Origin of the sequence: Aridibaculum aurantiacum, assembly GCF_017355875.1 — a bacterium.
In the GTDB taxonomy this organism is placed as follows: Bacteria; Bacteroidota; Bacteroidia; order Chitinophagales; family Chitinophagaceae; genus Segetibacter; species Segetibacter aurantiacus.
In genome coordinates, this window is record NZ_JAFEWC010000001.1 from 2510648 (window position 1) to 2536338 (window position 25691).

Annotated in this window: 19 protein-coding genes and 1 tRNA gene; 18 read left to right on the forward strand and 2 right to left on the reverse strand. The window is 41.1% G+C overall.

The features are described 5' to 3' along the window. Nucleotides 1-205: 205 nt before the first annotated feature. Nucleotides 206-1798, reverse strand: a complete 1593-nt coding sequence (locus J4N22_RS10535; protein WP_242692124.1) for an L-serine ammonia-lyase — start codon at nt 1796-1798, stop codon at nt 206-208. On the opposite strand from J4N22_RS10535, the gene J4N22_RS10540 reads away from it, so the two are divergent. Further along, nucleotides 1771-1844: transfer RNA gene (locus J4N22_RS10540), tRNA-Arg, on the forward strand. The genes J4N22_RS10535 and J4N22_RS10540 overlap by 28 nt on opposite strands. An 83-nt stretch (nt 1845-1927) precedes the next feature. Here the strand turns inward: J4N22_RS10540 and J4N22_RS10545 are convergent. Further along, entirely contained in the window at nt 1928-2770 is an 843-nt protein-coding gene (locus J4N22_RS10545) for a DUF6089 family protein (protein ID WP_207494030.1), read from the reverse strand. Nucleotides 2771-3127: 357 nt separating this feature from the next. On the opposite strand from J4N22_RS10545, the gene J4N22_RS10550 reads away from it, so the two are divergent. From J4N22_RS10550 to J4N22_RS10630, 17 genes are all read left to right on the forward strand, one after another. Then, entirely contained in the window at nt 3128-3988 is an 861-nt protein-coding gene (locus J4N22_RS10550) for an FkbM family methyltransferase (protein ID WP_207494032.1), read from the forward strand. Between the two features lie 348 nt (nt 3989-4336). Beyond that, a complete protein-coding gene (locus J4N22_RS10555; RefSeq protein ID WP_207494035.1) occupies nt 4337-9148 on the forward strand; it encodes a PA14 domain-containing protein in 4812 nt (1603 codons plus the stop codon). A 177-nt stretch (nt 9149-9325) separates the two neighbouring features. Continuing rightward, on the forward strand, nt 9326-10192 hold the full coding sequence (locus tag J4N22_RS10560; protein WP_207494037.1) for a J domain-containing protein: 867 nt from the start codon (nt 9326-9328) through the stop codon (nt 10190-10192). Between the two features lie 313 nt (nt 10193-10505). Then, nucleotides 10506-11294, forward strand: a complete 789-nt coding sequence (locus tag J4N22_RS10565; protein WP_207494039.1) for a polysaccharide biosynthesis/export family protein — start codon at nt 10506-10508, stop codon at nt 11292-11294. Between the two features lie 10 nt (nt 11295-11304). Then, complete coding sequence (locus J4N22_RS10570; protein ID WP_207494041.1) at nt 11305-13632, forward strand: GumC family protein; 2328 nt, start codon at nt 11305-11307, stop codon at nt 13630-13632. 124 nt (nt 13633-13756) lie between these two features. Then, entirely contained in the window at nt 13757-14314 is a 558-nt protein-coding gene (nusG, locus tag J4N22_RS10575; protein ID WP_207494044.1) for a transcription termination/antitermination protein NusG, read from the forward strand. A gap of 6 nt (nt 14315-14320) precedes the next feature. Beyond that, nucleotides 14321-15217 (forward strand): beta-1,6-N-acetylglucosaminyltransferase, encoded by an 897-nt coding sequence (locus J4N22_RS10580; protein WP_207494046.1) that lies wholly within the window; start codon nt 14321-14323, stop codon nt 15215-15217. 5 nt (nt 15218-15222) lie between these two features. Continuing rightward, the gene (locus J4N22_RS10585; protein ID WP_207494048.1) at nt 15223-15378 is read left to right on the forward strand and encodes a hypothetical protein; all 156 of its coding nucleotides are present in this window, start codon (nt 15223-15225) and stop codon (nt 15376-15378) included. Next, nucleotides 15371-16894, forward strand: coding sequence for a lipopolysaccharide biosynthesis protein (locus J4N22_RS10590; RefSeq protein WP_207494050.1), 1524 nt, complete (start codon nt 15371-15373; stop codon nt 16892-16894). Before J4N22_RS10585 ends, J4N22_RS10590 begins: the two co-directional genes overlap by 8 nt. A gap of 12 nt (nt 16895-16906) precedes the next feature. Then, nucleotides 16907-17755, forward strand: a complete 849-nt coding sequence (locus J4N22_RS10595; protein WP_207494052.1) for a glycosyltransferase family 2 protein — start codon at nt 16907-16909, stop codon at nt 17753-17755. After that, nucleotides 17739-19061, forward strand: coding sequence for an O-antigen ligase family protein (locus J4N22_RS10600; protein ID WP_207494054.1), 1323 nt, complete (start codon nt 17739-17741; stop codon nt 19059-19061). The genes J4N22_RS10595 and J4N22_RS10600 overlap by 17 nt, the downstream gene beginning before the upstream one ends. A gap of 3 nt (nt 19062-19064) precedes the next feature. Beyond that, nucleotides 19065-20120: a hypothetical protein gene (locus J4N22_RS10605; protein WP_207494057.1), complete on the forward strand. Its 1056-nt coding sequence runs from the start codon at nt 19065-19067 to the stop codon at nt 20118-20120. Further along, nucleotides 20117-20983 (forward strand): glycosyltransferase family 2 protein, encoded by an 867-nt coding sequence (locus J4N22_RS10610; protein WP_207494059.1) that lies wholly within the window; start codon nt 20117-20119, stop codon nt 20981-20983. Before J4N22_RS10605 ends, J4N22_RS10610 begins: the two co-directional genes overlap by 4 nt. Beyond that, entirely contained in the window at nt 20947-22047 is a 1101-nt protein-coding gene (locus J4N22_RS10615) for a glycosyltransferase family protein (protein ID WP_207494061.1), read from the forward strand. Before J4N22_RS10610 ends, J4N22_RS10615 begins: the two co-directional genes overlap by 37 nt. Beyond that, on the forward strand, nt 22044-23222 hold the full coding sequence (locus J4N22_RS10620; RefSeq protein ID WP_207494063.1) for a glycosyltransferase family 4 protein: 1179 nt from the start codon (nt 22044-22046) through the stop codon (nt 23220-23222). The genes J4N22_RS10615 and J4N22_RS10620 overlap by 4 nt, the downstream gene beginning before the upstream one ends. Before the next feature lie 290 nt (nt 23223-23512). Next, nucleotides 23513-24280, forward strand: coding sequence for a WecB/TagA/CpsF family glycosyltransferase (locus J4N22_RS10625; protein WP_207494065.1), 768 nt, complete (start codon nt 23513-23515; stop codon nt 24278-24280). Between the two features lie 19 nt (nt 24281-24299). Beyond that, nucleotides 24300-25691 carry an undecaprenyl-phosphate glucose phosphotransferase gene (locus tag J4N22_RS10630; RefSeq protein WP_207494073.1) on the forward strand — a complete coding sequence of 464 codons (1392 nt, stop codon included), beginning with the start codon at nt 24300-24302 and terminating at the stop codon, nt 25689-25691.

The window sequence follows — 25691 nt, forward strand, 5'->3', positions numbered from 1 at the left end:
TGAAGTGTGAAGAAAGAAGAAGAACTATATTAAATGTATACATAATATAGAACAAACAAAAGCACATGCAGAAATTTAAAGAACCCATCAATACAACATCATCATCCTTTAAATTCTACAAGTAAGAAGCTAAACCCAATTTACCAGTATCCATACATCAGTAACAAGGAACCAGAAACAAGGAACAGAGAACTATAATTCTTCTTTAGCACTCACTTAAACTGATAGGCAGTTGAACAGCCAGTCCGCCATCAGAGGTTTCCTTGTATTTGCTGTTCATATCAAGTGCAGTATTCCACATGGTGGCTATCACCTTATCCAACGAAACTTTAGCAAAATCAGGTGTGCTCTGCAGTGCCAGCTGCGAAGCTGTTATGGCTTTTATAGCGCCCATCGTATTTCTTTCTATACAAGGAATTTGCACCAAGCCGCCTATAGGATCGCAGGTCATGCCTAGATGATGCTCCATCGCGATTTCACTAGCCATAAGCACCTGTTGCTGTGTTCCTCCCATTGCCTCTGTAAGCCCTCCAGCAGCCATCGCTGAGGATACACCTATTTCCGCCTGGCAACCACCCATGGCAGCGCTTATGGTAGCTCCTTTTTTGAATATGCTTCCTATTTCCGAGGCTGTCACCAGGAAACGGATGATCTTATCTTCTTCATTACCCTCCAGGAAAGTGATATAATACTGGAGAACAGCAGGTATAACGCCGGCGGCTCCATTGGTAGGTGCTGTTACAACTCGCCCAAAAGCAGCATTTTCTTCATTTACGGCAAGCGCAAAGCAACTCACCCAATCAAGAATGTATTGGAAGTTCTGGCCACCTTGTTTTATAGCTTCAACCCAGCTATTGTAGTCGCTGTATTGCCTGCTACCAATCAATCGCTTGTTGAGGTCAAAAGCTCTACGTTTTACAGAAAGACCACCGGGTAAAATTCCTTTGGTATGACATCCGCGGTAGATGCAGTCTTTCATGGTTTGCCAGATGCGTAGCACACCTTCTTTGGTCTCTACATCTGTTCTCCATGCTGCTTCATTCTCCAATACTACCTCAGATACAGACAGCCCCGTTTTCCTGCACCAGTGCAGCAAATCATCAGCAGTATTTATGGGAAAAGGCAGATCAATAGTGTCTTTAGATGAGGGCTCCTCTCCTTCTTTAACAACAAAACCTCCACCGATAGAATAAAAAGTTTCACCCCATTGTTCGCCATTTTTCATGGTCACCAAAAAAGTAAGTCCATTGGGATGAAAAGGCAGTGTTTCGCTAAAAAGAAACTGCACGTGTGTAGCAGGATCAAAATTGATGTTGTGCTCTCCGCCAAGAGGAAGGATTTTGCTATTGGTTATGTTGTCAATCTTTGGGTTGATTGAATTAACATCAATGGTCACGGGATCTTCGTTGCACAAGCCAAGCAAGACAGCTATATCTGTACCGTGTCCTTTACCGGTTTTAGCAAGTGAGCCATAAAGAAGAACGCTTACTTCGGCCACATCTGCCAACTGGTGCTGCTCATGTATTGTTTGTATTAAGCGCATTGCTGCACGCCATGGCCCTAATGTGTGAGAACTGGAAGGACCAACACCAATTTTAAACATATCAAAAACCGAGATCGCCTCATGTGGCATACAAGCAAGTTTATCTGTAAAATTAACCTGTTGCACCACACCAAATACTATGACAGAAAGATGGTTAACAACTTTTTTTTGTGGAAGAGTAGCAGGAAAAGAATTTCCTCCTATATTTGCAACCCCGAACGGGAAATGGCTGCGTAGCTCAACTGAATAGAGCATCTGACTACGGATCAGAAGGTTTCAGGTTTGAATCCTGACGCGGTCACTAAAAAAGCAGTTACAAGTAAAATTGTAACTGCTTTTTTCTTGCCCACACGCTTTACAAATATTACCGCTTCCTGCTTTTTTTCAATTCACCTTTGGACACTTCAGGCTATTCTTCCACCTGCTTGCGCTTACAAACCTGTACCCAATAAATGCTGTGGTAAAGTAGTACCAATCCTTGTGTGAAGGTCGTCCCCGGCTGGCGCCTGCAGCAGGATATGTATGCCCGCCTTGCAGCTCATTGCCTCGGTAAGCAAGTGCTACTGCCACCGGTCCACGGGCTGCCAACAAAACATTTTCATCCACATAGTCGCTGCTCACGTCGTCCAGGTAATCTGTAAATGTTTTTCTCATGCCTATTTCTAATCCTACATAAACACGGTTGCTGATAAAACCCTTGATGCCGCCACCAAATGGAATTGCGAACTGTGTCAACGCGTAATGCTCCTTTCCAGGCAAAATGCCCTGTCCCTCCGTACTCAATGGTTTCAGAAAGTGCTTGTTACCTACAGTATCGTAAGTATAGGGATTGAATTTGAATACCGCTATACCTGCAAATACATAAGGTGCCACTACACGCTTGGATGGGTCGAGCAGGTAATATTGTCCGCCGACCATTACCTCGGATATAGTAGTTATGAAGTTGAGGTTTCTTTTTACGTCGTGCCCGCTGATCTTATCATCAGCACCAATTTTACCTATGGAGAAGGATGCCCGTAAAGCAGTCCTGGCAGTCAGGCCAAATTCTGCACCTATACCTGCAACGGCTCTAGCCTGCTTTAGGGTATAGCGTGGTAAGCGACCAGTTCCGTATTGAAGATCGCCCTGGTAATTAGCAGCACCTCCAAAAACCTGTATCTGTGTTGGCTGGGAAAAAGCAGGCGAAAGAAAGTTCAAGAAAATTAATGAGGTTAGCAGGTTTCGCATATTACGTATGTTTCAAATGAACGGCCAATCTGCTAATATTAGACACCTGCTAGAGATTACAACTATTAAGGGACAAAGAGCGTCCTCGTAATGGTACATCATCATCAATCTCAACAAGATGCATGAATTGTCTGCAAGCATCCAGGCTACAAGGAATTTTTGCCCTTAGAGTTCCATTGCTGTGCACACAGCCATACATGCTGATAGATTGCCCCAAAAAGAATGGGAGCGATGATGAAAGACTATCAATGCCAATAATCAACCCTCATATGATCTTCCAACACTATAAAACAGTATTTTCCGTTTGAATGATGTTGATCCGTGCAAGAGAGGTCCTGCTAAAAGCCATAACTAACCATGAATAAAACATCCCAACAGCTAACGAACGAGAAACTAGTGTCATCTGCACCTGAAGTAAACCATCACCAGCGGGTGGATGAAAAAGGTCTCATTAAATCAGTTGGGCTACTCATGCGTTTGGTTAGCAGGTTTGGATTAGCAGCCGGATTTAAAATATTCGCGCAGGTAAAGCTTGAAAAAATGGATCACGTACGGGTTCCGGGCGTTCTGCATCCTATTAGTCTAAGGAAAGCATCAACTGATAAATATGCATTCTTTCAAACATTCCTATACAAAGAATACGAGCTGGACTATGTGGCAGCGCCAGCAGTTATTATAGATGGTGGTGCCAACATAGGCATGTTTAGCGTGTTAATGAAGAACCAGTTCCCGCATGCGCAAGTGATCTCAATAGAACCTGACGCAGAAAACTTTCGCCAGTTGAAGTTGAATACTAGTAATTACCAGAACGTTTTCCTGGAAAATATGGGCTTATGGAACAAAGACACCAACCTTCATGTGTATGATAAATACGAATTAGGAAATTGGGGTATGGTGGTAGAAGAAAGTCCATCCGGCAATATCAAAGGCGGAAGTATCAATATGCTTATGCGTAAATACAACCTGAAGCAGATTGACATCTTAAAACTTGACATTGAATCGAGCGAAAAAGTCATCTTTTCTTCTAATTATGAATATTGGCTTAGCCGTACGCGCATGATCATCATTGAACTGCACGACAGCTTGCAAGCTGGTTGCGCTCAACAATTCTTCGAGGTGATCCAAAAGGTTTTTAATAAATACAGTTTCGCGGTAAAAGGTGAAAACGTCATCATCACTAACCTTAGTTGGCAGCCTGATGAAGCTCCACAATCTTAGCTATCTATTTCTCTTTGTTTGCCAGAAGTTCTACCCTTGTTAATCAAGATTGAAGTTGAGCTGATAATACTTTGAACAAAAAAAAATTGCAGCCTGTGCTGATACCAATCCACTTTACCTCAATGTATAGCATTAAATAATTTTAATTACCCACCCCTGCTCCTGCTGATGCTATTCATAATCAAAGCAGTATGAATTTGATCAAGCGAAAGTTCTATAGATCCTATTAGTAAGCAAGAAGAATGACAATATTTTCCTAACCACGAAGTGCAATAAACTGGATATTTTCAAGTTTTATTTGATGATTGTTTGCCCCTACAAAAAATCATTAATCTGCTTAACCCCCTAATGAAAAAGTTATCAATCCTTTGTTTGGTATTGCTCAGTTATACCGGGCAGGCTGCGAATTATTATTTTTCCACCTCCGCAGGTGATGATAATAGATCGGCAGCTCAAGCACAAAATCCTGCAACCCCGTGGAAGTCAATCGAAAAGCTAAATGCAGCTTTTAGTTCCTTTCAACCCGGAGATGTTATTTATTTAAAAAGAGGTGACACCTTCTATGGAACGATCAACATCTCGATATCTGGGACCGCTTCATCTCCTATTACTTTCAATGCTTATGGCTCAGGCAATAAGCCAATCATAACAGGCTTTACTTCAATTAGCGGCTGGAGTGCAGCAGGCAACAATATATACGAAGCATCGCATCCCGCTTTAGGTAGCCGGGTAAATATGCTATTGCTAAATGGATACAACAGGCATGTTGGCAGGTATCCTAATGCCACAGCAGCCAATAAAGGTTACCTGTATTTTCAATCTGCCGTTACAAACACTTCTATTGTTGATAATCATTTACTCGGAAAAAATTTCAATGGTGGAGACATTGTCATCAGGAAAAATCGCTGGGTTTTAGACAGGAATAAAATACTACTTCACACAGGCAACACCATTACCTATACTTCACAATCTGGTTATTGGGCCGACAATGGATATAGCTATTTTATACAAAACCATCCGTCAACACTTGACCAGGAAGGTGAATGGTATTACAATGCCTCTACCCGGAAAATTGGCATATACACAGCCAACGCCAATAGCAATTTAAGAAGTGTTCATGCGAGTACGCTGGATGTAATAGTGCAGGTTCAAAACCATTCCTACATCGTGTTCGACAACATTGCATTCACCGGAAGCACCAAGCATACTTTTTTTGTAAAAAATGCACAGCATGTGCAAATAAAAAACTGTGACCTGCTTTACAATGGCACCAATGCTATCACTGCAGATAACAGTCATCATATTGTTGTTGAAAATTCTACGATCAATCATAGTAACAATATTGCCTTCAATGGTATCAGTGGCAGCAATAACATTTTAAAAAATAATATCATTACCAATACAGGTGTGTTTACGGGAATGGGTGATGGCGACTCAGGTTCGTATGAAGCAGTAATGTTGAACGGAAGCAACAATACAGTGGAGTTAAATAAGATTGATAGCACCGGTTATATTCCCATTACTTTCAATGGAAATGATATAAACATAGCGAATAACACCATCAGCAATTTTGCTTTTGTAAAAGACGATGGTGGTGCCATATATACCTGGAACAACGGTAGTAATGCTCCTTCAAATTACAATAGAACCATAAAGAAGAACATTATTCTGAATGGTATTGGTGCAAGTGAAGGAACACCAGATCCGGGTAAAAAATATGCGCACGGAATTTATATAGATGATAATGCTTCGCATGTAAATATTGATGGCAATAGCGTAAGCAGCTGTGGAGGCTTTGGTATTTATGTGCACAATGCACGGGACCTTTCTATTGTAAATAATACGGTTTACAATAATAGAGTGCAACTGGAAATGGAGCATGATGATATAGCACCTAACAGCCCGGTAAGAAATAATGTAGTCACTAATAATATTCTTTTCTCTTTATTGGCAGATCAGCCGGTAGCAGAATATAAGAGCAGGAACGATGACCTCGCCAACTTCGGAACGTTTAACAACAACTACTATTGCAGGCCTATAGACAACAATGCTGTCATTAATACTTTGAAGAAAGTGAACGGCAGCTATATCTTCCAACAAGTTGATCTTGATGGTTGGAAGTCGATGCATGGAAAGGATCTGCAGTCGGTTGTTTCTCCAAAAGAATTTGCGAAATTTTCAATCAACCATGTCACTGGCAACAACCAATTCACCAATGGAAGTTTCAATAGCAACATTGGTGGATTATATGCGTATTCCAATGCCAATAACTGCGTTACCACATGGAACAATGGCGCTCTTGATGGAGGCTCTCTGCAGGTAAGCTTTTCAAGCCAGGCTGTCAACAATAATAAAGGAACGGTAATAATTGGTGTGGGTGCAGTGGCAGCTAATAAAACCTATTTGCTGAAGTTCAGCTTGAAAGGCACTGACAACCCAACTATGATGGAGGTCTACCTGCGTAAAAGCCTGTCTCCATACAATGACATAACAAGCAGGCATCTTGTAAAGATCAAGAGCAACCGGAAAGAGATTGCTGTTGTATTTACGCCAACAGAAAGTCTATCTAACGCCAGCATCGGCATTGACATTCCTGAACAACCAACACCTGTTTATCTGGATAATATTGAATTGGTGGAGGCAAATGTAACACTGGCTAATGTGCAGGATTCAGTTCGCTTTGTATACAATGCGTCGGTAGCCGGCAATAACTTCGCACTAGGCAGTACATACGTTGACGCAACCAATACAACCTACAATGCAAGCATATCGCTACCTGCATTTAGCTCAGCAGTATTGATGAAAACTTCTACTGGTACAGCTACACCTCCTGCAGCGTCATGCAGTGCCACAGGTAGTATCCTCCAGGAACTATGGGAAAATATTCCAGGCAATGACATTGCCAATATAAACTGGAATAGCCAGCCAACGAAGAATAAAACACTTACCGCTTTCGAAGCAGCTGTAGACGCTGGAGAAAATTTTGGATCGCGCATCCGTGGATTTATTTGTCCGCCACAAACCGGCAACTACACCTTTTTTATAGCCGGTGACGACGCTACTGAATTATACATCAGTACAAGTGATGATCCTGCTAACAAAGTACGCATTGCTTACAGCCTCAGCTGGACAAGCTTCAGAGAGTGGAACAAATTCTCTTCCCAAAAGTCATTACCAATAAGGCTGGAGGCAGGAAAGAAATATTATATAGAAGCACTGCACAAAGAAGGAAATGGCGGCGACCACGTATCTGTGGCGTGGCAGCTACCATCCGGTGAAATGGAGGCACCAATACCCGGCAACCGCCTTTCTCCCTTTCAAGCATCCACATCCGTGGCAGCTGATCAAACCATTGATTTTTCTCCTATTGCTGACGTCACTGTTGGAGCTGCTCCTTTTGCATTGGTGGCGACGGCAACATCTGGATTACCGGTAAGTTTCCGCGTTGTATCCGGCAATGCGACCATCAGCAATAATCAATGTACAGTTACGGGAGGCGGAAATATTGTTATAGAAGCGTCACAGGCTGGAAATGCAAGCTTCAATCCGGCGCCAGTAGTATCCAGGACTTTTACAGCAACCGCTGCAAGTACCTGCGGCGCTACAGGCAGCATCTTGCGCGAAGTTTGGAACAACGTAGCTGGCAACAACATAAGTGATAACAATTGGAACAACAACCCGCACAGTAGCAGCCAGCTAAGCCAATTTGAAGGCCCTACCAATGCAGCAGAAAGTTATGCTTCCCGCATACGTGGATATATCTGCCCTCCGGTTTCGGGTAACTATACATTTTGGATAGCAGGCGATGATGCTACCGAATTATATGTAAGTACAGACGCTAATCCAGCTAACAAAAGAAGAATAGCCTATAGCCTTAGCTGGACAGGCGAAAGAGAATGGAACAGGTTTACATCGCAGAAGTCAGCGCTAATAAGATTAGAGGCCGGAACGAAATATTATATAGAGGCCATTCATAAAGAAGGAAATGGTGGAGATCATTTATCTGTAGCCTGGCAATTACCTAATGGAGTATTTGAAGCACCTATAGCCGGAAGCCGTCTTTCTCCCTTTGAAAAAGTAGCCGTAGCTGCAGATCAATCTATTCATTTTGCGCCACTGGCCGATGTAACTGTTGGAACAGCGCCTTTTCAGTTAACTGCTACCTCTACGTCAGGATTGCCTGTTTCATTCAAAGTAATTTCTGGCCCGGCAACCATTACTGGAAATACTTTAACTGTGATTGGCGCTGGAACTGTGGTAATAGAAGCTACACAAGCTGGAAATTCTGATTTCCTTCCAGCACCAGCTGTCAGTCGAAACCTTGTAGTACATGGTGCTAACCAATGTGCAGCCACCGGTTTTATCCTTAGAGAATATTGGCAGCAAGTAGGGGGAAATAACTTGTGGCAAAACAACTGGTCTGGCACTCCGCACAGCTCCAGTTTGATTAATAGTTTTGAAGGTCCTGTGGATGTAGCTGATAATTACGCTTCGCGCATCAGGGGGTATATATGTGCTCCGCAAGATGGGTATTACACATTTTGGATTTCCGGCGACGACGCAACAGAGCTGAGGATAAGCAACGACATGAATCCTGCAAATGCACGAAAGATAGCATTCAGCCTAAGCTGGACCGGACCAAGAGAATGGCACAAGTATGCCACACAAAAATCTGCTCTTATCTATTTAGAAGCCAGCAAAAGCTACTACATAGAGGCTATACAAAAAGAAGGTGGCGGTGGGGATCACCTCGCTGTTGGTTGGGAACTTCCATCAGGCAACCGGGAGATGCCAATACCCGGAAGCAGGCTATCTCCTTTTGCACACAAACAGGAAGTTAGCAACAGCATATTTTTTGGGGCAAGAATGGCAGTAGAAACACCCATAAATAAATTGGCTGGCGCAAGCATACAAGTAGTCCCTAATCCAGTAGTTCATACCAGCAAGGTTACTTTTACTGTATCACAAGCAGGAATGACTTCTGTTGACCTTGTAGATATGCAGGGCCGGGTTCTAAGAAACTTGTTTTCAGGTATGGGCGAAGCTAATGTGGCAAAAACTATTGAATTACAGGCAGCAGGCCTGGCACCTGGAGTGTATATAGTTAAGCTAACTAATAGTAAAGAAGTAAAAAGCAGCAGGATACTAATTTCCCGCTAATAATACCTTGATAATGAATAGATGCCTCACCTGCAACAGGTGAGGCATTTTTTTTGCATAGTAACCTCTACTGTTCTGCATAAACTATATGTCTTCAGGCTTGTTTTGAGAACAGAGCCTATTTCCTTTATCCTCTGATTACCGCGCTCTACCTCATTTATACTTTATAAAGCCCATATGAAGAATTATTACAACGTCCTTGGCATTCCCGCTAACGCCAGTCTTCAAACAATCAATGAAGCTTACAAAAAACTAGCTCAAAAGTTTCACCCCGACAGGAACCCTGGTGATGAATTTTTTGCTTCCTGGTTCAAGGAAATCAATGAGGCGAGGCAGGTGTTGGCAAATGAAGAAGAGCGTGCGGAATACGATTATAAATTGGCTAATTATGCCGATGCATACGAATTGCTAAGGCAACAACATCTTAACCAGGTTGCCACAAGATCGCCGCGATACCACAAACATTCAGCATCTTATAGCCGGAGGAAAAAAGCCTGGATGGGAGCAGGTTTTGGGGTCATATTGGTAGGTACACTTTTATTCTTCAATACGATGAATAGCAGTGTTTTACATGAAAATGATGTACCCTTTGTTCTTTCATCTGAACCTCAAAATGCAGTGGCTAAAGTAAGCCTGCCGAAAGCCAAGGAAGAAGAATCACCAGTTGCCGAGGTACAAAAAGTTGAACCAATAGCTGTACCTGAAGAACAGGAAATTGCCGAAGAAAAAGCATCTATAAATCAAGTCGAACAAGAAAAGCCAGCTCATTCAAAAAGTACTCCTAATGTTTCAACGCGACCATTGAACGATACAGAAGTAGCTACAATAATTTCTTTATTACAGGCAGAACCTGGTGCCAATTGTGTTCAAATTATTCAATCGGCAGATAGTGAAATCAATGACGATTTTGCCATTGCACATATACTCCAGGAAAATGGTTATACAATAGCCGGACGAGAAATCAGTAAATCAGTTTCTACAGGCTTGAGTGTAGAACAAAATGGCAATTGCCTCAGGTTATACATTGGGCGATCGGTTAATTAATTGAGGCTTAAAGCCTGAATAATTGTACTAAACAGCTCAAGAGGAGCTTCTTCTTGTCCAGCAACTTCCCCATTCACAATCTACAGTTGTTTAGGCTCCATCCTATTATTATCAATTTTTATATAAACAATCATGGAGGGACATCTTGTAAAAAGTCCTAAAATGTTTCGGCATGAATATTAAGGAATATTAGTATCCAGATATTCTTTAGAATCCATCAACTGTTGCAGCCATAAACACCTTGTTGTATAGATAGTGTATATCTATCTGTGAAGTGCATGGTGAAGACGAATAATACTATAACAGCTCATATATGGCTTCTTATTTTGGATCAATCTTAATACCCTTATCTATTGGCTTACTCGCTTCATGCAGTAATTCAAGGAAGACTGTGTATTTCAACGAGCAGAAAGACGCCTCCATTGCTTCTACCATCACTGTTCCTCAATCAATCATACGAAACAACGATCTCCTTAGTATAAATGTTAGCAGTTTAAATCCTGAGGCAACAGCTATATTCAATACACCTAATACTACAGTAACACCAACTTCGGGAGTAGCTACTACCGGCGCTGCAGTACAAACTACAGGTTACCTTGTAAAAGCTGATGGAAACATTCAGTTCCCACTCCTTGGTAACGTAAAGGCAGCCGGTTTAAATTCTAATCAATTAGCCGAACAACTTACCCGGACACTTACTTCCAAAAAATTATTGGTTGATCCTATTGTTACTGTTCGTTTCCTTAACTATCGGGTTACCGTACTGGGTGAGGTTAGTCGACCAACAGTTATCAATGTTCCTGATGAAAAGATCTCGCTCCTGGAGGCTTTAGGCCTTGCTGGTGATATTACCATTTTTGGCAAAAAAGACAACGTGATGGTGATACGTGAAGAAGAAGGGCAAAAGATCATTAAAAGGATCAATTTAAACTCAAGCGAATTATTTCAATCGCCTTATTACTATTTGAAATCGAATGATATAGTATATGTAGAACCAAACAATGCAAGAGTTGCCAGTTCTACCCGTACCAACCAACTATTACCGATTTTACTTAGCGGATTATCGTTTGCTGCCATTATCGTTGATCGTGTAACCAGGTAAAATGTAGTGTATGGAATTTACAAGAAAAATTAAAGTAGAACGCTCAGGAAATATTATCAGCCAGGGAATTTACAGGTTCATGCCTTATTGGCCATTATTTATCGTATTTGTTATACTGGGTTTAGCAGGAGGTTATTTATATATGCGTTTTGCTACTCCCATGTATGAAACCACTGCTACCTTATTGATTAAGGATGAAAAAAAGGGAGCTATTGAATCAAAAGCATTGGAATCGCTTGATGTGCTAAGCCCCAAAAAGATTATTGAGAACGAGATCGAGGTTATTCAATCTTCTACCTTGCTGAACCAGGTAATAAATAGATTACATTTATATGCACCTGTTTACAAAGAAAAAGCGCTGAAGAGTGTTTCAGCATATTCTACCTCTCCTATTTATGTTCAATTGGATACCGGAACTGCGATCAGGCCTGTTGAAAAAATCCCATTCCAGTTCGACAATACAAAATCCGTTGTAAAACTAGAAAGTGGTGAATACCCGCTTAACAACTGGGTATCTACACCTTATGGAAAAATGAAGTTCCTGCCAACCAAGAACACGGCTGTGCCTGCAAGTGATGAGAAACTTTATTTTTCAATTGCTAGTCCAAAATCAGTTGCAGGATCAATCGGTAAAAGATTGACGGTAAGTACATCCAATAAGATGACCAGCATTTTGAACCTAAAACTAACGGACGAAGATCCTAAAAAGGGTGAAGACATCCTTAATGAACTTCTTTACGTATATAACCAGGCAATTGTACAAGACAAGAATACTCTTGCCGATAACACGTTACAATTCATTGAAGCAAGACTAAGTTCAGTAGAGCACGATCTTGATTCGATTGAAAGGAAGATACAACAGTTTAAGTCGAACAAAGGCATCGTGGATTTGAGCACTCAAGGTCAGTTGTTCTTACAGAATGTAAGCATGAACGACCAGAAAATGGGCGATATCAATATGCAGCTTGCTGTGCTGAACCAGGTAGAGTCATTTGTCAATTCCAAAGAACGTTCTGGAGGGATTGTTCCTTCTACATTGGGCGTTACAGATCCTGTTCTGTCTCAACTGGTAGAAAAGCTTTACACTTCAGAATTAGAATACGAAAGATTGAAGAAAACAACCGCAGAAAATAACCCATTGCTTGTGTCAGTTACCGATAGAATTGAGAAGATAAGACCAAGCATCATGGAGAATATCCAAAGCCAACGCAGAGGCTTACAAGCAAGCAGGAATAATATTTCTGCTACCAACAACATGTATTCATCTGTATTGCGTACAATGCCTGCAAAAGAAAGAGAACTTATAGATATAAACAGGGAACAAAGCATCAAGAATGGCATCTATACTTTCCTGTTGCAAAAGCGCGAAGAGACTGCACTTTCATACGCAGCCACTGTTTCTGACAGCAGGATTATTGATAAAGCAGCTTCATCTGACACACCTGTAAATCCAAAGAAAAAGATAGTTTACCTGTCTTCTTTACTTATTGCGTTGCTTGGTGGAATGGGCTTTGTGTATGGCCGCGAATCTTTAAGTAGGAAGATCATGTTTAGGCACGAAATAGAACAATTGACAGAACTGCCAATAGTAGGTGAGATAAGCGTGGAGAGCTCGAAAAATCCTATCGTTATTGGCAATGGTAAAAAAACTTTCATTGCAGAACAGTTCCGGAAGTTGCGTGTCTCATTAAGCTATATGGGCGTAAGCTCAAAACGCAAACGCATACTTGTGACATCTTCTGTAAGCGGCGAGGGAAAGAGTTTTGTAGCTTCTAATCTTGCACTTACACTATCGTTATCAAATAAAAAGGTAGTGCTGCTGGATTTTGACCTGAACAATCCAACGCTCAACAACAAACTAAAAATACAGCACCAGAAAGGAATAACAGAATACCTGGAAGGTGATGTAGACGTAGAAGACATCATTGTACAAACGGATGTGAATCCGAATTTCTACATGATACCAACAGGTGATCTGCCTTACAATCCAACAGAGCTTATTATGAATGGTAAAGCAGAAGAATTGCTGAATCATCTTGATGGTATGTTTGATTACATCATCATAGATACAGCGCCTGTAATGCCTGTAACTGACGCATATATTTTATCTCCACTTTGCGATGCTACACTCTATATAGTAAGACATGGCTACACGCCAAAAGTATTTGTGGAGCGGATAGATGAAAACAACAAGATCAATCAATTGACCAATGCAGCTATAGTGTTCAATGGTGTTACGCCACGAGGTTTTGGCAGCATGCACTATGGTTATGGATATGGTTATGGATATATCTACGACGATAAGCAAAGCCGTAAGAGGATCTCTTTACAAGGTTAAGAACAGACAGTAAAAACCTCGAAAGAGCCCTTGTTTCACCCCCAATTCTCAAACATATTTTAGAAAATTGATAGGCACGTATGTGACCGAGATGGGCGAAGCCTGTTTATTAAAACGACGGTTTATGAATGAAGAAAAGAAAATTTGGCGACTAGTGGTCACCAAACCAAGAGCGGAAAAAAAGGTTTGTGATCAATTAACAAAGAAGAACATAGAGCACTTTTACCCACAGAACACCATCTACCACAAGCTGAACCAAAAGATCAGGGTCAACAGCCAGCCACTGTTTCAGCGATACATATTTGTGAAAATTGCCGAACAGGAAGAAAGCCTCGTAAAGCAGGTTGAAGGTGTAAAGCATTTCATCTACTGGCTAGGAAAACCAGCTACCATCAACGACTCTGAAATTGTTATTATAAAAAAATTCACCAGTGAACATACTAATGTAAAACTCGAAAAAATACTGGTGAACATGCACGGAGACTCATCTACCCTATTTTGGGATGAAAAGCTTGAAGAAGCTACCGGCAACAATCAAAAAAGAAAATATTGCAAAGCCATATTACCATCTCTAGGTTATGCTATGGTTGCAGAAGTTATTCGTTCAGGAGTTGAAATCCTCAACCTCAAACGCAACTCGAAGTATGTCTTCTCTAATTTCTTCACGGGATCGTTAAGGTAAATATGCATGCAAAAAGCTTATATCATTTTAGCTCACAAGAATGGTGAACAAGTCTATCGCTTGGTTGAACGACTTAATGACGACTTTTCTTTCTTTTTTCTTCATATTGACAAAAAAGCATCACTGGAAGAATTTGCACCAGTTGTAAATGCTTTCACTAAAAAAGTAAAGCTGGTAAATCGGGTACCAATCAATTGGGGTGGATTTGGTTTGGTAGAAGCTACGTTGAATGCAATGCATGACATTAAAAACCACTCCATCAATTTCAATTGGATCTCTCTTTTAAGCGGCCAGGACTACCCTATCAAAAAGAATGATTTCATTCATCACTTTTTTAAAACTGCTACTGAAGCCGCCTTCATGGATTACTCGTTACTTCCTGATTATAACAGGTGGTCGCCACGCGGTGGTTATTACAGGATAGATCGATATTATTTGGGACTTGAAAGCCATTCTAAATTGACGGCAAAGGCATTGAACTTTTTAGCACGTTTTATTCCCGTTGTTCGTCGACCTTCTATGAAAGCACTTTGTCCATACGCAGGATCGCAGTGGTGGTCAATGACAAAAGAAACAATGGAGTACGTGCTGGATTATGTAGAAAACCACCCACTGTACGTACCCTTCCATAAATACACTTTCGCATCTGATGAGGTTTTCTTTCAAACCATTCTTCTGAATGCAAAACATTTGAAGGAAAGGGTGCGAAATAACAACAAGCGGTTCTTCATTTGGCCAGATACATCTAAAGCGCACCCGGAGGTTCTGGTAAAAGAAAATATAGATGTCATCATGAGCTCAGAAGCGCTGTTTGCACGAAAGTTCGATGTTGAGGAAGATCAAGATATTTTAGATCTTATAGATCAACGTTGCCTGGATCTTAAACCTGCTTACCAGGACTAATAGAAGTGAAATTGATTTACAAAGAACTAAAGAATTATGCAAGTATGGATGGATGCCGGATACGCGCGTATTTCAAAATGAAAAGAATAGATGATAATATGGTAAAAGCAGCTACCAACAGTAACATAAACAGTACAATGGAGGTAACTGTAAATGGATAAGAAAGTCCTACGTTGGAATTTCGTGTTTCAATATGGTTGGGTACTTACCAATGTATTCAACTCGATACTGCTACTGCCCTTCTACATCAAATACATAGAAGTAACCACTTTAGGCGTATGGCTTGCAGCAAGCAGTGTGCTGAATTGGATGACAATGGTAGATCCGGGTATAGGAGAAGTACTGCAACAAAAAATTGCTGAGCTAAGAGGTAAAAATGAAAAAGAAGAAATAGGTAAGTCAATAGGATCAGGTTTGATATCATCATCCTTTATCTTATTCATAGCTGCTGCTGTAGGGATAATTTTCTATTTCTGCCTTGGCTTGTTTTTAAAAAAAGACATCTCCCAGTACCAGCACTTGTCAATGGCGTTATTGATAACGATTATTGCTACAGGATTATCCCTTGTTTCTTTTACACTAACCGGCATCAACCAGGGTTTGCATAATTCTGCACAGGTTGCCATATCATCCATTTCAGCAAACGTGCTCTTCCTGATTGTCAACCTGGTATTCCTGTTTATGGGATATGGTGTTATGTCAATTGCCATAGCAAATCTTGCCAGGGCTTCATTTCTAAACATCTACATTTTTACTTCTTTAAAAAAGTTATTGAACAGGGAAAGGATCAATATCCTTTTCAATCGCATTCACTTCAAAAAATTCATCAGGATATTTTCGTTTACATCTGCTTCTAAAATTATTTCAGGCCTATCCTATAGCATCGACATGGTAGTGCTGGCGAGATATATAGCCCCTGGCATGATCGCTATTTATGAAATAAACAAGCGTCCCTTGAACCTGACCAACACACTCATTGGTCGTCATTCAGTAGCACTCATGCCGCTCATTTCACATTCAAAAGGATTAGACGATAAGCATGCTATCATACAATTAATCAATAAACAATTCAGGCTGTACATATACGGCGCTCTCTTTGTTGCCTTCATGTTTGCCATTAATTATTTTGACCTTATTACTGCATGGGTAGGTGAAGGAAAATATATTGGTGACAACATTTTGTTCCTGCTGGTGATTTCCAATTTTGTAGTATTGATCGCCTATTTTATGTCCAACATGGGATATGCATTAGGCGACATCAAAAAGAACAGCAAATTCAATATAATACGTAACCTCTTTTATGGCGTGTTCATTGTCATAGCAGCTCGTTATTACGGAATTATAGGAACTGTTGTAGTATCGCTAACAATGTCGCTGGGCATCGATCTTTTCTTTTTCTCTTACCGCGTATATAAGATGGGATACCTGCAAGTGGCACTAATGAAAAAGATTGCCGGCATCTGCGCGATCATCATACCCAGTAGTGCTGTAGCGGCGTATATGTTGCACCTGCTGATAACAAATACAATCCCTGTGGATATGCATTTTGTCAAGCTGCTGGTTAACTCAGCCTGCTTCACATTATTTTTCATTTTATTACTACTTCTTATTGACCAGGGCCTGCGCAATCAACTACGTTTCTGGAAACAAAAACTGGTTGTACGCTTTGCTCTATAATTAAACAATTGTATGCCGAAATTCATTGTAATGCTCCGTGTAAAAGACGGGATCACTTTTGTTCATGAGTGGCTTGCGTGTTTTGAAAAATTAGTGGATGAAATTGTGGTTCTGGATAATGGATCTACAGATGGCACTTACGAAATTTTAGAAGCACATCCTAAAGTAACTGACATTATTCGCACAGAAGGATACAATGAGGGTCGAGATAAAAACTTATTGTATGCACGGGTAAGACTGCGCAAGCCTGACTGGTGTCTTTGGGTAGACGTAGACGAGATATTCGAAGCCAATCTTACCCGGCAGCACTTCGACAGGTTGATGAGTGTAAGCTTCATCAATAAATACGGTTTCAGGCGTTTTCATTTTATTGACAGAGAACATTTCGCAGGCTCCTGGTTCAGGCTCAACTACAGCGCCGGGCACGACAGGATCATGTGGAGAGAATCTCCAACAGGCTATTTTCAAAATCTCATTATAGACTCACCCAATGTAAAAGGAATTAGTGGCCTGCAATGGAATACAAATTTTCGACTGAAACATTTGGGCTATATAGACAAATCTATTGTTGATAAAAAAGCAGCTATATATCGTGGCATCATTCCTGAAAAAGAGCAAACCTTCCAGGAAATGTATATGCACGGAGAGAAAAAGATCAGGTGGATCGACAACAGAAACAGCATCAAAGTTCGGTCATTAAACCTGCTGTTGACAGTTCTACGATTGAAAACTATACCGTGTAGGGCTTTTAATAAGATCAAGAGCAAGCTGCAAACCCGCCCACAGGAAGTGCAACCACAATTAGCATCCCTCCATTCGCAAGTAAAAAAAACGGTAGCACAGGATGAATTCAGTCATTAGGATTTTCAATTACAACTTTTATGTAAAGGAAATACTACTGGTATTTGCTACATACCTGCTCATGGAAAATATTTTTTCATGGCTGTTTGTACCAGTATCAGTTGTGGTACTTGGGTATGAGAAAGTTTTGAGCCTGTTCATTTATGCTTTTGTAGCTTACTCTTACCTGAAACTAAAACCAGGTGAGCGTATTTATGTAGTGCTTTTCACAGCTTACATGCTTAAGCTAATGTTCGCATCTCTGTTCGAGTTCGGCCATATCTTTAAGCAGTTCACCATGTTCACGGTGCTATATCCTATCATTTTTGTCATTTTCATAAAATACATCTGCCGCACCTACGACCTCGACCTGCTAGAGTTTATCGCAAAATTCTACCTGCTCACCTACATAGTCTTCATGGTCATCTATGGCCGAAACTTTTCGCTCAGCCTTGATGCTATTGAAATGGATGATTATGGTCCATTTTCCGGCGATGGCCGAATAGTGCACGCACGTTCCGTATTTATGATGATCATCCCTTTCCTTTGGTACCTGCACCAATACATAACACAACGCAAGACAACGGCATTACTGATCGTGTTGTTCTGCACGTTTGTTATCATTATGCACCAGCACCGCTCTGTATGGAGTAGCTGTCTGCTGGCAGTGATGGTGTACACCTTCATCAGCATTCGCACCAACCACAAAACGTTGGGCAGGTTTGCCAGCATATTATTAGGAACATTTATTTCCGTTGCACTTGTCTATTTCTTCCTTTCCAATATGGCACCACAACTGGTAGAGTTTCTTGGAGATCGTTTTAGCGAAATCTTCAATCCTGCAAAAGAAGGAAGCACCGGTAATTTTAGAATCGAACAGCGGGATGTTTATTTCAAATTATTCCTGGACCGCCCATTTTTTGGATGGACCTACGAAGGTTTTGAAATGGATAACCCCCTGGTAGATTGGTGGCCAAAGAATAGTGGCCAGCACTTTCATGAAACCTATATGGAAATGCTTTTCTACCATGGCATTGCAGGTTTCCTGTTTAAGTTCTCCTTCCTGTTTTACCTGCTATACCAGGTGTTCAGCAAAAAGCTTACAGAGCAAACCATCATCCTTTTATCAATATGTGTAGCCGGGATGATCTTCGCCTTCAACTACGTTCTACCTCTCATCTACTGGGGACATGTTGGCCTTTGCCTCTATTATATTGAAAAAGATAAAGCTAGCTACGAAGAAAGAATGGATACAGGATATAGAAAAGAAAGATGGCGTAATGAACAAATTGATCTTCAACTGCAAAGTAATCCCTCAAATAAATAATCCATGAATCATATTTGTACCTGGTTTTGCGCAGATGAAAAAGGAGAAGAAAGTCATTTTCCACAGACAGGCCAACTGTCGTCATCAGCTTCTCACCAGAATATCTACTGGCGCTGCATAATCTTATTCTTTATCACCAGCAAAAGGTTCAATAAAAAAGAAAAGCATATACTTTTCACCAATGTGAAGCAACTACCTGTAGTAGATGGCAGGTACATCAGCAGCTTACTTCACGAGCTGGATGTGGATGTGGTGTTTACCGACTTCAAATACAAAACGCCTAAAGGATATTACGGAGCCTTTCAAAACCAGTTCTATGAATTTTCTATCCTTGAGCATATAGCACACCACGATCCGAAGGATGAGAACATGTACCTGGTGCTTGATTCGGATTGTATCTTTTTAAAACCAGTAGAGGATCTTTTTGCTGCAGCCGCCCCACAAGGTTTTATTTCTTTTGAAGATGAAGTAAAGCCTGACTACATAATTAATGGTCTAAGCAGGAACGATATGAAGTCTTTGTATGAAGACCTGCTAGGAGAAGAAATACAAGAGATCCCTTCCTACCATCTTGGCGAATTTCTGTTAGCCAGCGCAGCAAACATCAGGAAGTTCTTCAGCGATTTCCAAAAGCTATGGCCAGTGCTGTTAGAACGTCACCAACAAGGAAAGAAAACTTTTAACGAAGAAGCCCATACACTTAGCTATCTCTACTTTAAGAACGGATTTAGAGCACACCCATCCAACAACTTCATGCGCAGGATCTGGACCAACCCACTATTCTACCGCGAGGTTCGCTCCACCGATGTTGACCTGGGTATATGGCATTTACCTGCCGAAAAAACCTTTGGCCTGTTCAGCCTTTACCACCACTTTATGAACGAGCTGCACAACTATGGCTGGAACATAAGCGATGAAAAGTACAGGCTACTGGCACAAAAGGAACTGGGCATCCCCTCTTTACCAGTGTCTATGAAGTTGAAATATTATACCGTTAGTTACTACCGCGCCATAAAAAAACGACTAACTAAAATTCCTGTATTAGCCCGCTTTTTATGAGTAGAAGTACAACCATAAGCGTGTTGATGACCACTTACAACCGCAAGCTGAAAACCCTCGCTTGTTTAAAAAGTCTGTACAGCCAGCAACTACCTGCAGGTGTACAACTGGTGGTTCACATAACCGATGATGCATCTATAGATGGAACACCAGAGGCTGTTGCAGCAACCTACCCTGCTGTTAATTTGCACAAAGGCACAGGCTCCCTTTATTGGGCAGGCGGCATGCGTTACACCTGGCAGCAAGCAATGACAGGTAAGCCACAGTATTACTTCCTGGTAAATGACGATACAGTACTGGAACCCAATGCTGTCGCTACGTTGCTTAAATCGTCTGCAAGTGCTCCTGCGCCTTCCATCTGCATCGGAAGCACCATAGACCACGAAACAGGTAAACAATCGTATGGTGGCAGCAGGCTTACAGCATCCAGGGCATGGAAAAGCTCTATGGTAGCGCCTGGCAACGATTTCATTCATTGCGATTTTGGTAATGCTAACATCATGCTGGTACCTGCCGAGATCGTACAGAACATTGGCATTCTTTCCGACGGCTACACGCATAGCCTGGCTGATTATGACTATACACTAAAAGCAAAAAAGGCAGGATACCAGGTAATTATTGCTCCAGGTTACTTAGGCAGTTGCAAAGACGATCACGGCAACAACTGGAAGTCTCAAAACGTACCGCTGAAGGAACGCATACAGTACCTGAAGAGCCCCAAAGGCCTCGCGTATAGTGAGTACCTCCTTTTCATCAGGCGCCATTTTCCATTTTCATATCCTTCCGCATTCTGCAAGCTTTGGCTCAAAACACTCTTCCCCGTATTGTGGGATCAGTTCAAAGGCAGGCAGGCAGTACAATAAAGCAGGCAAGTTTTTATAGACCCGCCAGCAGATCACTATCAACATCGTTGCGTCGCACACTTGTACTTAAGTACATAAGGCAACAAACGTACAACACTCAATACAACATTAAAATGACCATGATGAGCGAGAAAACGATCATAGCAGTATTCTGCTATAAGCGTGCAGCCAAGCTGAAACGTTCAATGGAAGCATTGCTTCAAAACCCCGAATGCGCAGAAATGGATGTCGTCTTCTTCTGTGATGGGCCTAAAGGAGAACATGATCGTGAAGGAGTGATGCAAACCCGCGCCTACATCGACACTTTGAGCGGCTTTAGAAACATCTACAAACATTACCGCGAAAAGAACTTAAGCACCGGGCCGAATTTCAAGCAAGGCATTACCTGGCTGTGCGATAACTACGATCGTTTTATAGTTGTAGAAGATGATTTAGTGGTAACGCCAAATTATATCAGCTACCTGCTAAAAGGTTTAGATTTTTACAAAGAAGATCAATCAATTTTTTGTGTTACTGGCTTCTGTTTTCCAATAGATGTAAAAGAATACAGGTACGATACCATTGTACACCGCAGGTTTTGCTCCTATGGCTGGGCAAGCTGGTCAAACCGGGTAAAGCATGTACAATGGGATAAGGAAGAGCTGGAAACCATTATGCAGCAACCAGGTTTTGTTGATAAACTAAATAAAGAAGGTCACGACCTATCGCGGATGGTAGTGAAGCAGATAAATGGAACCATCTCTACATGGGATATCCAGATGCAGGTGCATGTAGCAAGGCATGAACTAAAAGTTATCTATCCTATTATTTCTAAAGCATACAACATAGGCTTCGACAATGAGTCAACCAACACCTTTGGTATCGACTATTTAAAAACAACCCTTGACGACGGCACTGCCCGCAGTTTCAATTTTTGTTTATCCACTACTGAAATACCTGTACTGCAGCGCCAGTTGCGAAAGCCGTACAGTCTTCCTGCGCTAGCTAGCCGTAAGATTGCAAACACCTTTATTAAGTTTTCAAACAAAATAAAAGCCGCAGCTTCTGCAGCAGTCACTTTATGAGGATACTGGTTATACACTGCGCTTATTTATACAAAGGAGGAGAAGATGTGGTAGTGCAACAGGAGATGAACCTTCTGCAACAGCATGGTCACGAAGTAGAACTTTTACAATTTAAAAATGAAGGCCGCCAGTTGCTGAAACTCCTTCAACTTCCCTTTAACCTATCTTCTTATTTAAAAACGAAAAAGATAGTAAAATCTTTTAAGCCAGATATAGCCCATATACATAACCTGCATTTCGCTGCATCACCATCTGTTTTGTTCGCACTCAAGCATTGCAACATTCCAGTAGTTATGACACTGCATAACTACCGCATCCTTTGTCCTTCGGCTACCCTGTATGTAGAAGGCGAAATATTTCACCAGTCATTGCAGCAGGACTTCCCGGTTATGGCAGTGAAAAAAGGAGTTTACAAGAACTCTAAGTTGATCACACTTTGGCTGGCGATATGCATGGCACTCCACAGGAAATTAAACACTTACCACATACCAGCCAGGATGATCTGCCTGACAGAACATGCAAAGGAGATATTCAAAAATTCGAACCTGAACCTGAAGCGTCATCAACTGGTAGTAAAGCCAAACTTTTCTACCCCGCCGCACCAGGAAATACAGCCGCGTGGAGATCATTTTTTATACGTAGGCCGGCTAACAGAAGAGAAAGGAATCTTATTGCTGTTGGAAACTTTCGCCCTGTCCAGTATCACAATATTAATAGCAGGCGACGGCCCTCTAAGAGAGGAAGTAGAGTCATATGCCAGCAAGTATAGCAACATCTATTACCTCGGCATCTTAGATAAAAGCCGCATAAATGCTGCTATGCAAGCCGCTACAGCATTGGTATTTCCCTCAAAATGGTACGAAGGAATGCCATTAACCATTATTGAGTCATTTGCTGGAAGGCTACCTGTGATAGCGTCTAACCTTGGTGCAATGAAATCAATGATTGAAGATTCCTACAACGGTTTGCACTTCGAGGCTGGAAACAAAGCAGACTTTCAGAAGGCGATCTATAGATGGGCTAACCTGCCGGAGCATGAAAAAGAAGAATACAGGTCAAATGCCCGCACTACCTATGAACGTCTATACTCACCGGACAAAAATTTGCAGCACCTGCTGTTTATATACCGTTCTGCATTAGAAAAAGCAGAAGCACCTGCATTCTCTTTTGTGTAGTAAGCATAGAATGAGTTTTAGCCTCATCTCCACAATGATTAAGGAAGCCATTATAGCAGATCAGGTACTTATTCAGCTACAGAAATAGTGATTTTAGGTTCATAATTCTAAACCTTGTATCACTATTGAAGTGGCAGACAGAACACACAGGAAGAAAGCATTTCGAAATGCATTTATAATACATCTCCAATATCCTCCCAAACCATCATCAAGCCTATTTCGTAATTACGAATTGATACCCTTCTCTCAACGACCACACCTCATTCTCATTTAATCTAACACTTCTTGTCATGGACAAATTAAGCGTACTAAGTATTGCCGTATCTATTGGAGGATACCAGGAGTTTCTAAAAAACATTATTGCTAATGCGCTTGAACACAAAAGCGAATATATATGTGTGGCCAATGTACATATGCTGGTGGAAGCGCATAATGATCCTGCATTTGCTGAAGTGCTTGAAAAAGCAAATGTGGTAACGCCGGATGGCATGCCACTTACATGGGCTATGAAACTTCTTTATGGTTTTAAGCAAGACCGCGTAGCCGGTATGGATCTCCTTCCTGATCTTTTACTTAAGGCAGAAGACACACAATTACCCGTGTTCTTTTATGGCGGCACCAAAGAAATGCTTGATCAGACAAAGCAGTATCTATCAGTTCATTTTCCAAAAGTAGATGTAGCAGGTATGTATAGCCCACCTTTCAGAAAACTTACTGAAGCTGAAAATGACGAAGTAGTGAAAATGATCAATGGCTCTGGAGCAGGACTTGTTTTCGTAGCATTGGGTTGTCCTAAACAGGAAAAGTGGATGGCATCGATGAAAGGGAAGATACACGCAGAAATGATTGGCATTGGTGGAGCATTGCCGGTAATGGTAGGAATGCAAAAAAGAGCACCACTATGGATGCAAAAAAATGGACTTGAATGGCTCTTCCGTTTTAGCCAGGAACCAAAAAGATTGTTCAAAAGATATGCAGTAACGAATACGCAGTTTATAATGCTGCTAATAAAACAAATGATGCCATCGAAGAAGAAGCCTATCCTGGCTCGTTCTTAAAACTTGTAAAAAGAAAAATATGAACAACAGATTTCTACGCTCTTTACAAGTACTAAACGCATCTATAGATTTTATCTCGCTCAATTTTATTTTCCTGGTATGCCTTTACATATTCAGGAAAAGCAACCTGATTGGTCACGAGCAGGAATATCTATATTTTGGTTTTGCACTAAGCACATTATGGTTAGGAACGGTTGTCTCTACCAATATTTATCATGAGAAGCATATTCTATCTTTTGAAAGTTTTACTAAGGCCACAATAACAGCATACATATACCTGCTGCTTGGCATTAGCATCTATCTTTTCTTTTTCAGAATGATTGCTTTGTCGAGACTTTTCCTTTCTGTTCTTTTTGTTGCATTGCCTATAATGCTGCTTATCAACCGGTTCTTTTACCTCCATATTTTCCAGTACCTAAAAAGTAAAAGTGCATTGATGAGTAAGGTTATGGTAATTGGTTACAATAATCTTTCTAAAAAATTGGTTAGTTACTTGGAAGAAGATGGTATAAACAAAGAAATCGTTGGTTTTTGCGAAGAATATGAAAACGTGCATGAACTTTCAGAATATCCCATCCTTAGTAATATAGGTGGCGCGATGGAAGTTTGCAGGCAACACGGCATCACCGAAATATATTCTACGATTGCCCCAGAACACAACCAGAACATATATAAGCTCATACAAACTGCTGATGATAATTGTATAAGGTTCAAAATTGTCCCTGATTTAGGCATATTCATGAACCAAAAAATGCACATTGACTTTTTAAAAGAAATACCTGTAATGATGCTCCGCAGGGAGCCGCTGGAAGATATTAGCAACCGGCTAAAGAAGCGGTTATTTGACGTGTTTTTGAGTTCGCTGGTGCTGATCTTTATTTTGTCATGGCTGATACCACTCATTGCAATAATTCTAAAGTTGGAATCAAAAGGACCGGTGTTTTTTGCACAACCAAGAACAGGCAAAGACAAAAAAACCTTTATGTGCTTGAAATTCAGAAGCATGCGTGTGAACAGCCAGGCACATGAAAAACAGGCTACGCTCAATGATGATCGTATTACCAAGGTAGGAAGGTTCCTTCGCAAGACGAGCCTGGATGAGTTCCCACAGTTTATAAATGTATTTATGGGCCAAATGAGCATTGTTGGGCCTCGCCCCCACATGCTGAAACATACGGATGAGTACTCACAGATCATTGGAAAGTATATGGTTCGGCAATTCTTAAAACCAGGCATAACCGGCTGGGCACAAGTAAATGGCTTTAGAGGAGAAACAAAAACGGTTCACCAGATGCAAAAAAGAGTGGAATATGATCTTTGGTATATGGAAAATTGGAGTATATATCTTGATCTTAAAATGGTATTTTTAACAGCATACAACATGATCAAAGGAGAAAAAAATGCTTTTTGA

What these genes read in the sequence shown, in the direction of transcription:
- J4N22_RS10610 (WP_207494059.1), top strand. Translation starts at nt 20,117, where the DNA reads ATGAGTAGAAGTACAACCATAAGCGTGTTGATGACCACTTACAACCGC.
- J4N22_RS10565 (WP_207494039.1), top strand. Translation starts at nt 10,506, where the DNA reads ATGGCTTCTTATTTTGGATCAATCTTAATACCCTTATCTATTGGCTTA.
- J4N22_RS10570 (WP_207494041.1), top strand. Translation starts at nt 11,305, where the DNA reads ATGGAATTTACAAGAAAAATTAAAGTAGAACGCTCAGGAAATATTATC.
- J4N22_RS10590 (WP_207494050.1), top strand. Translation starts at nt 15,371, where the DNA reads ATGGATAAGAAAGTCCTACGTTGGAATTTCGTGTTTCAATATGGTTGG.
- J4N22_RS10605 (WP_207494057.1), top strand. Translation starts at nt 19,065, where the DNA reads ATGAATCATATTTGTACCTGGTTTTGCGCAGATGAAAAAGGAGAAGAA.
- J4N22_RS10620 (WP_207494063.1), top strand. Translation starts at nt 22,044, where the DNA reads ATGAGGATACTGGTTATACACTGCGCTTATTTATACAAAGGAGGAGAA.
- J4N22_RS10580 (WP_207494046.1), top strand. Translation starts at nt 14,321, where the DNA reads ATGCAAAAAGCTTATATCATTTTAGCTCACAAGAATGGTGAACAAGTC.
- J4N22_RS10630 (WP_207494073.1), top strand. Translation starts at nt 24,300, where the DNA reads ATGAACAACAGATTTCTACGCTCTTTACAAGTACTAAACGCATCTATA.
- J4N22_RS10595 (WP_207494052.1), top strand. Translation starts at nt 16,907, where the DNA reads ATGCCGAAATTCATTGTAATGCTCCGTGTAAAAGACGGGATCACTTTT.
- J4N22_RS10625 (WP_207494065.1), top strand. Translation starts at nt 23,513, where the DNA reads ATGGACAAATTAAGCGTACTAAGTATTGCCGTATCTATTGGAGGATAC.
- J4N22_RS10600 (WP_207494054.1), top strand. Translation starts at nt 17,739, where the DNA reads ATGAATTCAGTCATTAGGATTTTCAATTACAACTTTTATGTAAAGGAA.
- nusG (WP_207494044.1), top strand. Translation starts at nt 13,757, where the DNA reads ATGAATGAAGAAAAGAAAATTTGGCGACTAGTGGTCACCAAACCAAGA.
- J4N22_RS10545 (WP_207494030.1), bottom strand. Translation starts at nt 2,770, where the DNA reads ATGCGAAACCTGCTAACCTCATTAATTTTCTTGAACTTTCTTTCGCCT.
- J4N22_RS10550 (WP_207494032.1), top strand. Translation starts at nt 3,128, where the DNA reads ATGAATAAAACATCCCAACAGCTAACGAACGAGAAACTAGTGTCATCT.
- J4N22_RS10560 (WP_207494037.1), top strand. Translation starts at nt 9,326, where the DNA reads ATGAAGAATTATTACAACGTCCTTGGCATTCCCGCTAACGCCAGTCTT.
- J4N22_RS10535 (WP_242692124.1), bottom strand. Translation starts at nt 1,798, where the DNA reads ATGCTCTATTCAGTTGAGCTACGCAGCCATTTCCCGTTCGGGGTTGCA.
- J4N22_RS10555 (WP_207494035.1), top strand. Translation starts at nt 4,337, where the DNA reads ATGAAAAAGTTATCAATCCTTTGTTTGGTATTGCTCAGTTATACCGGG.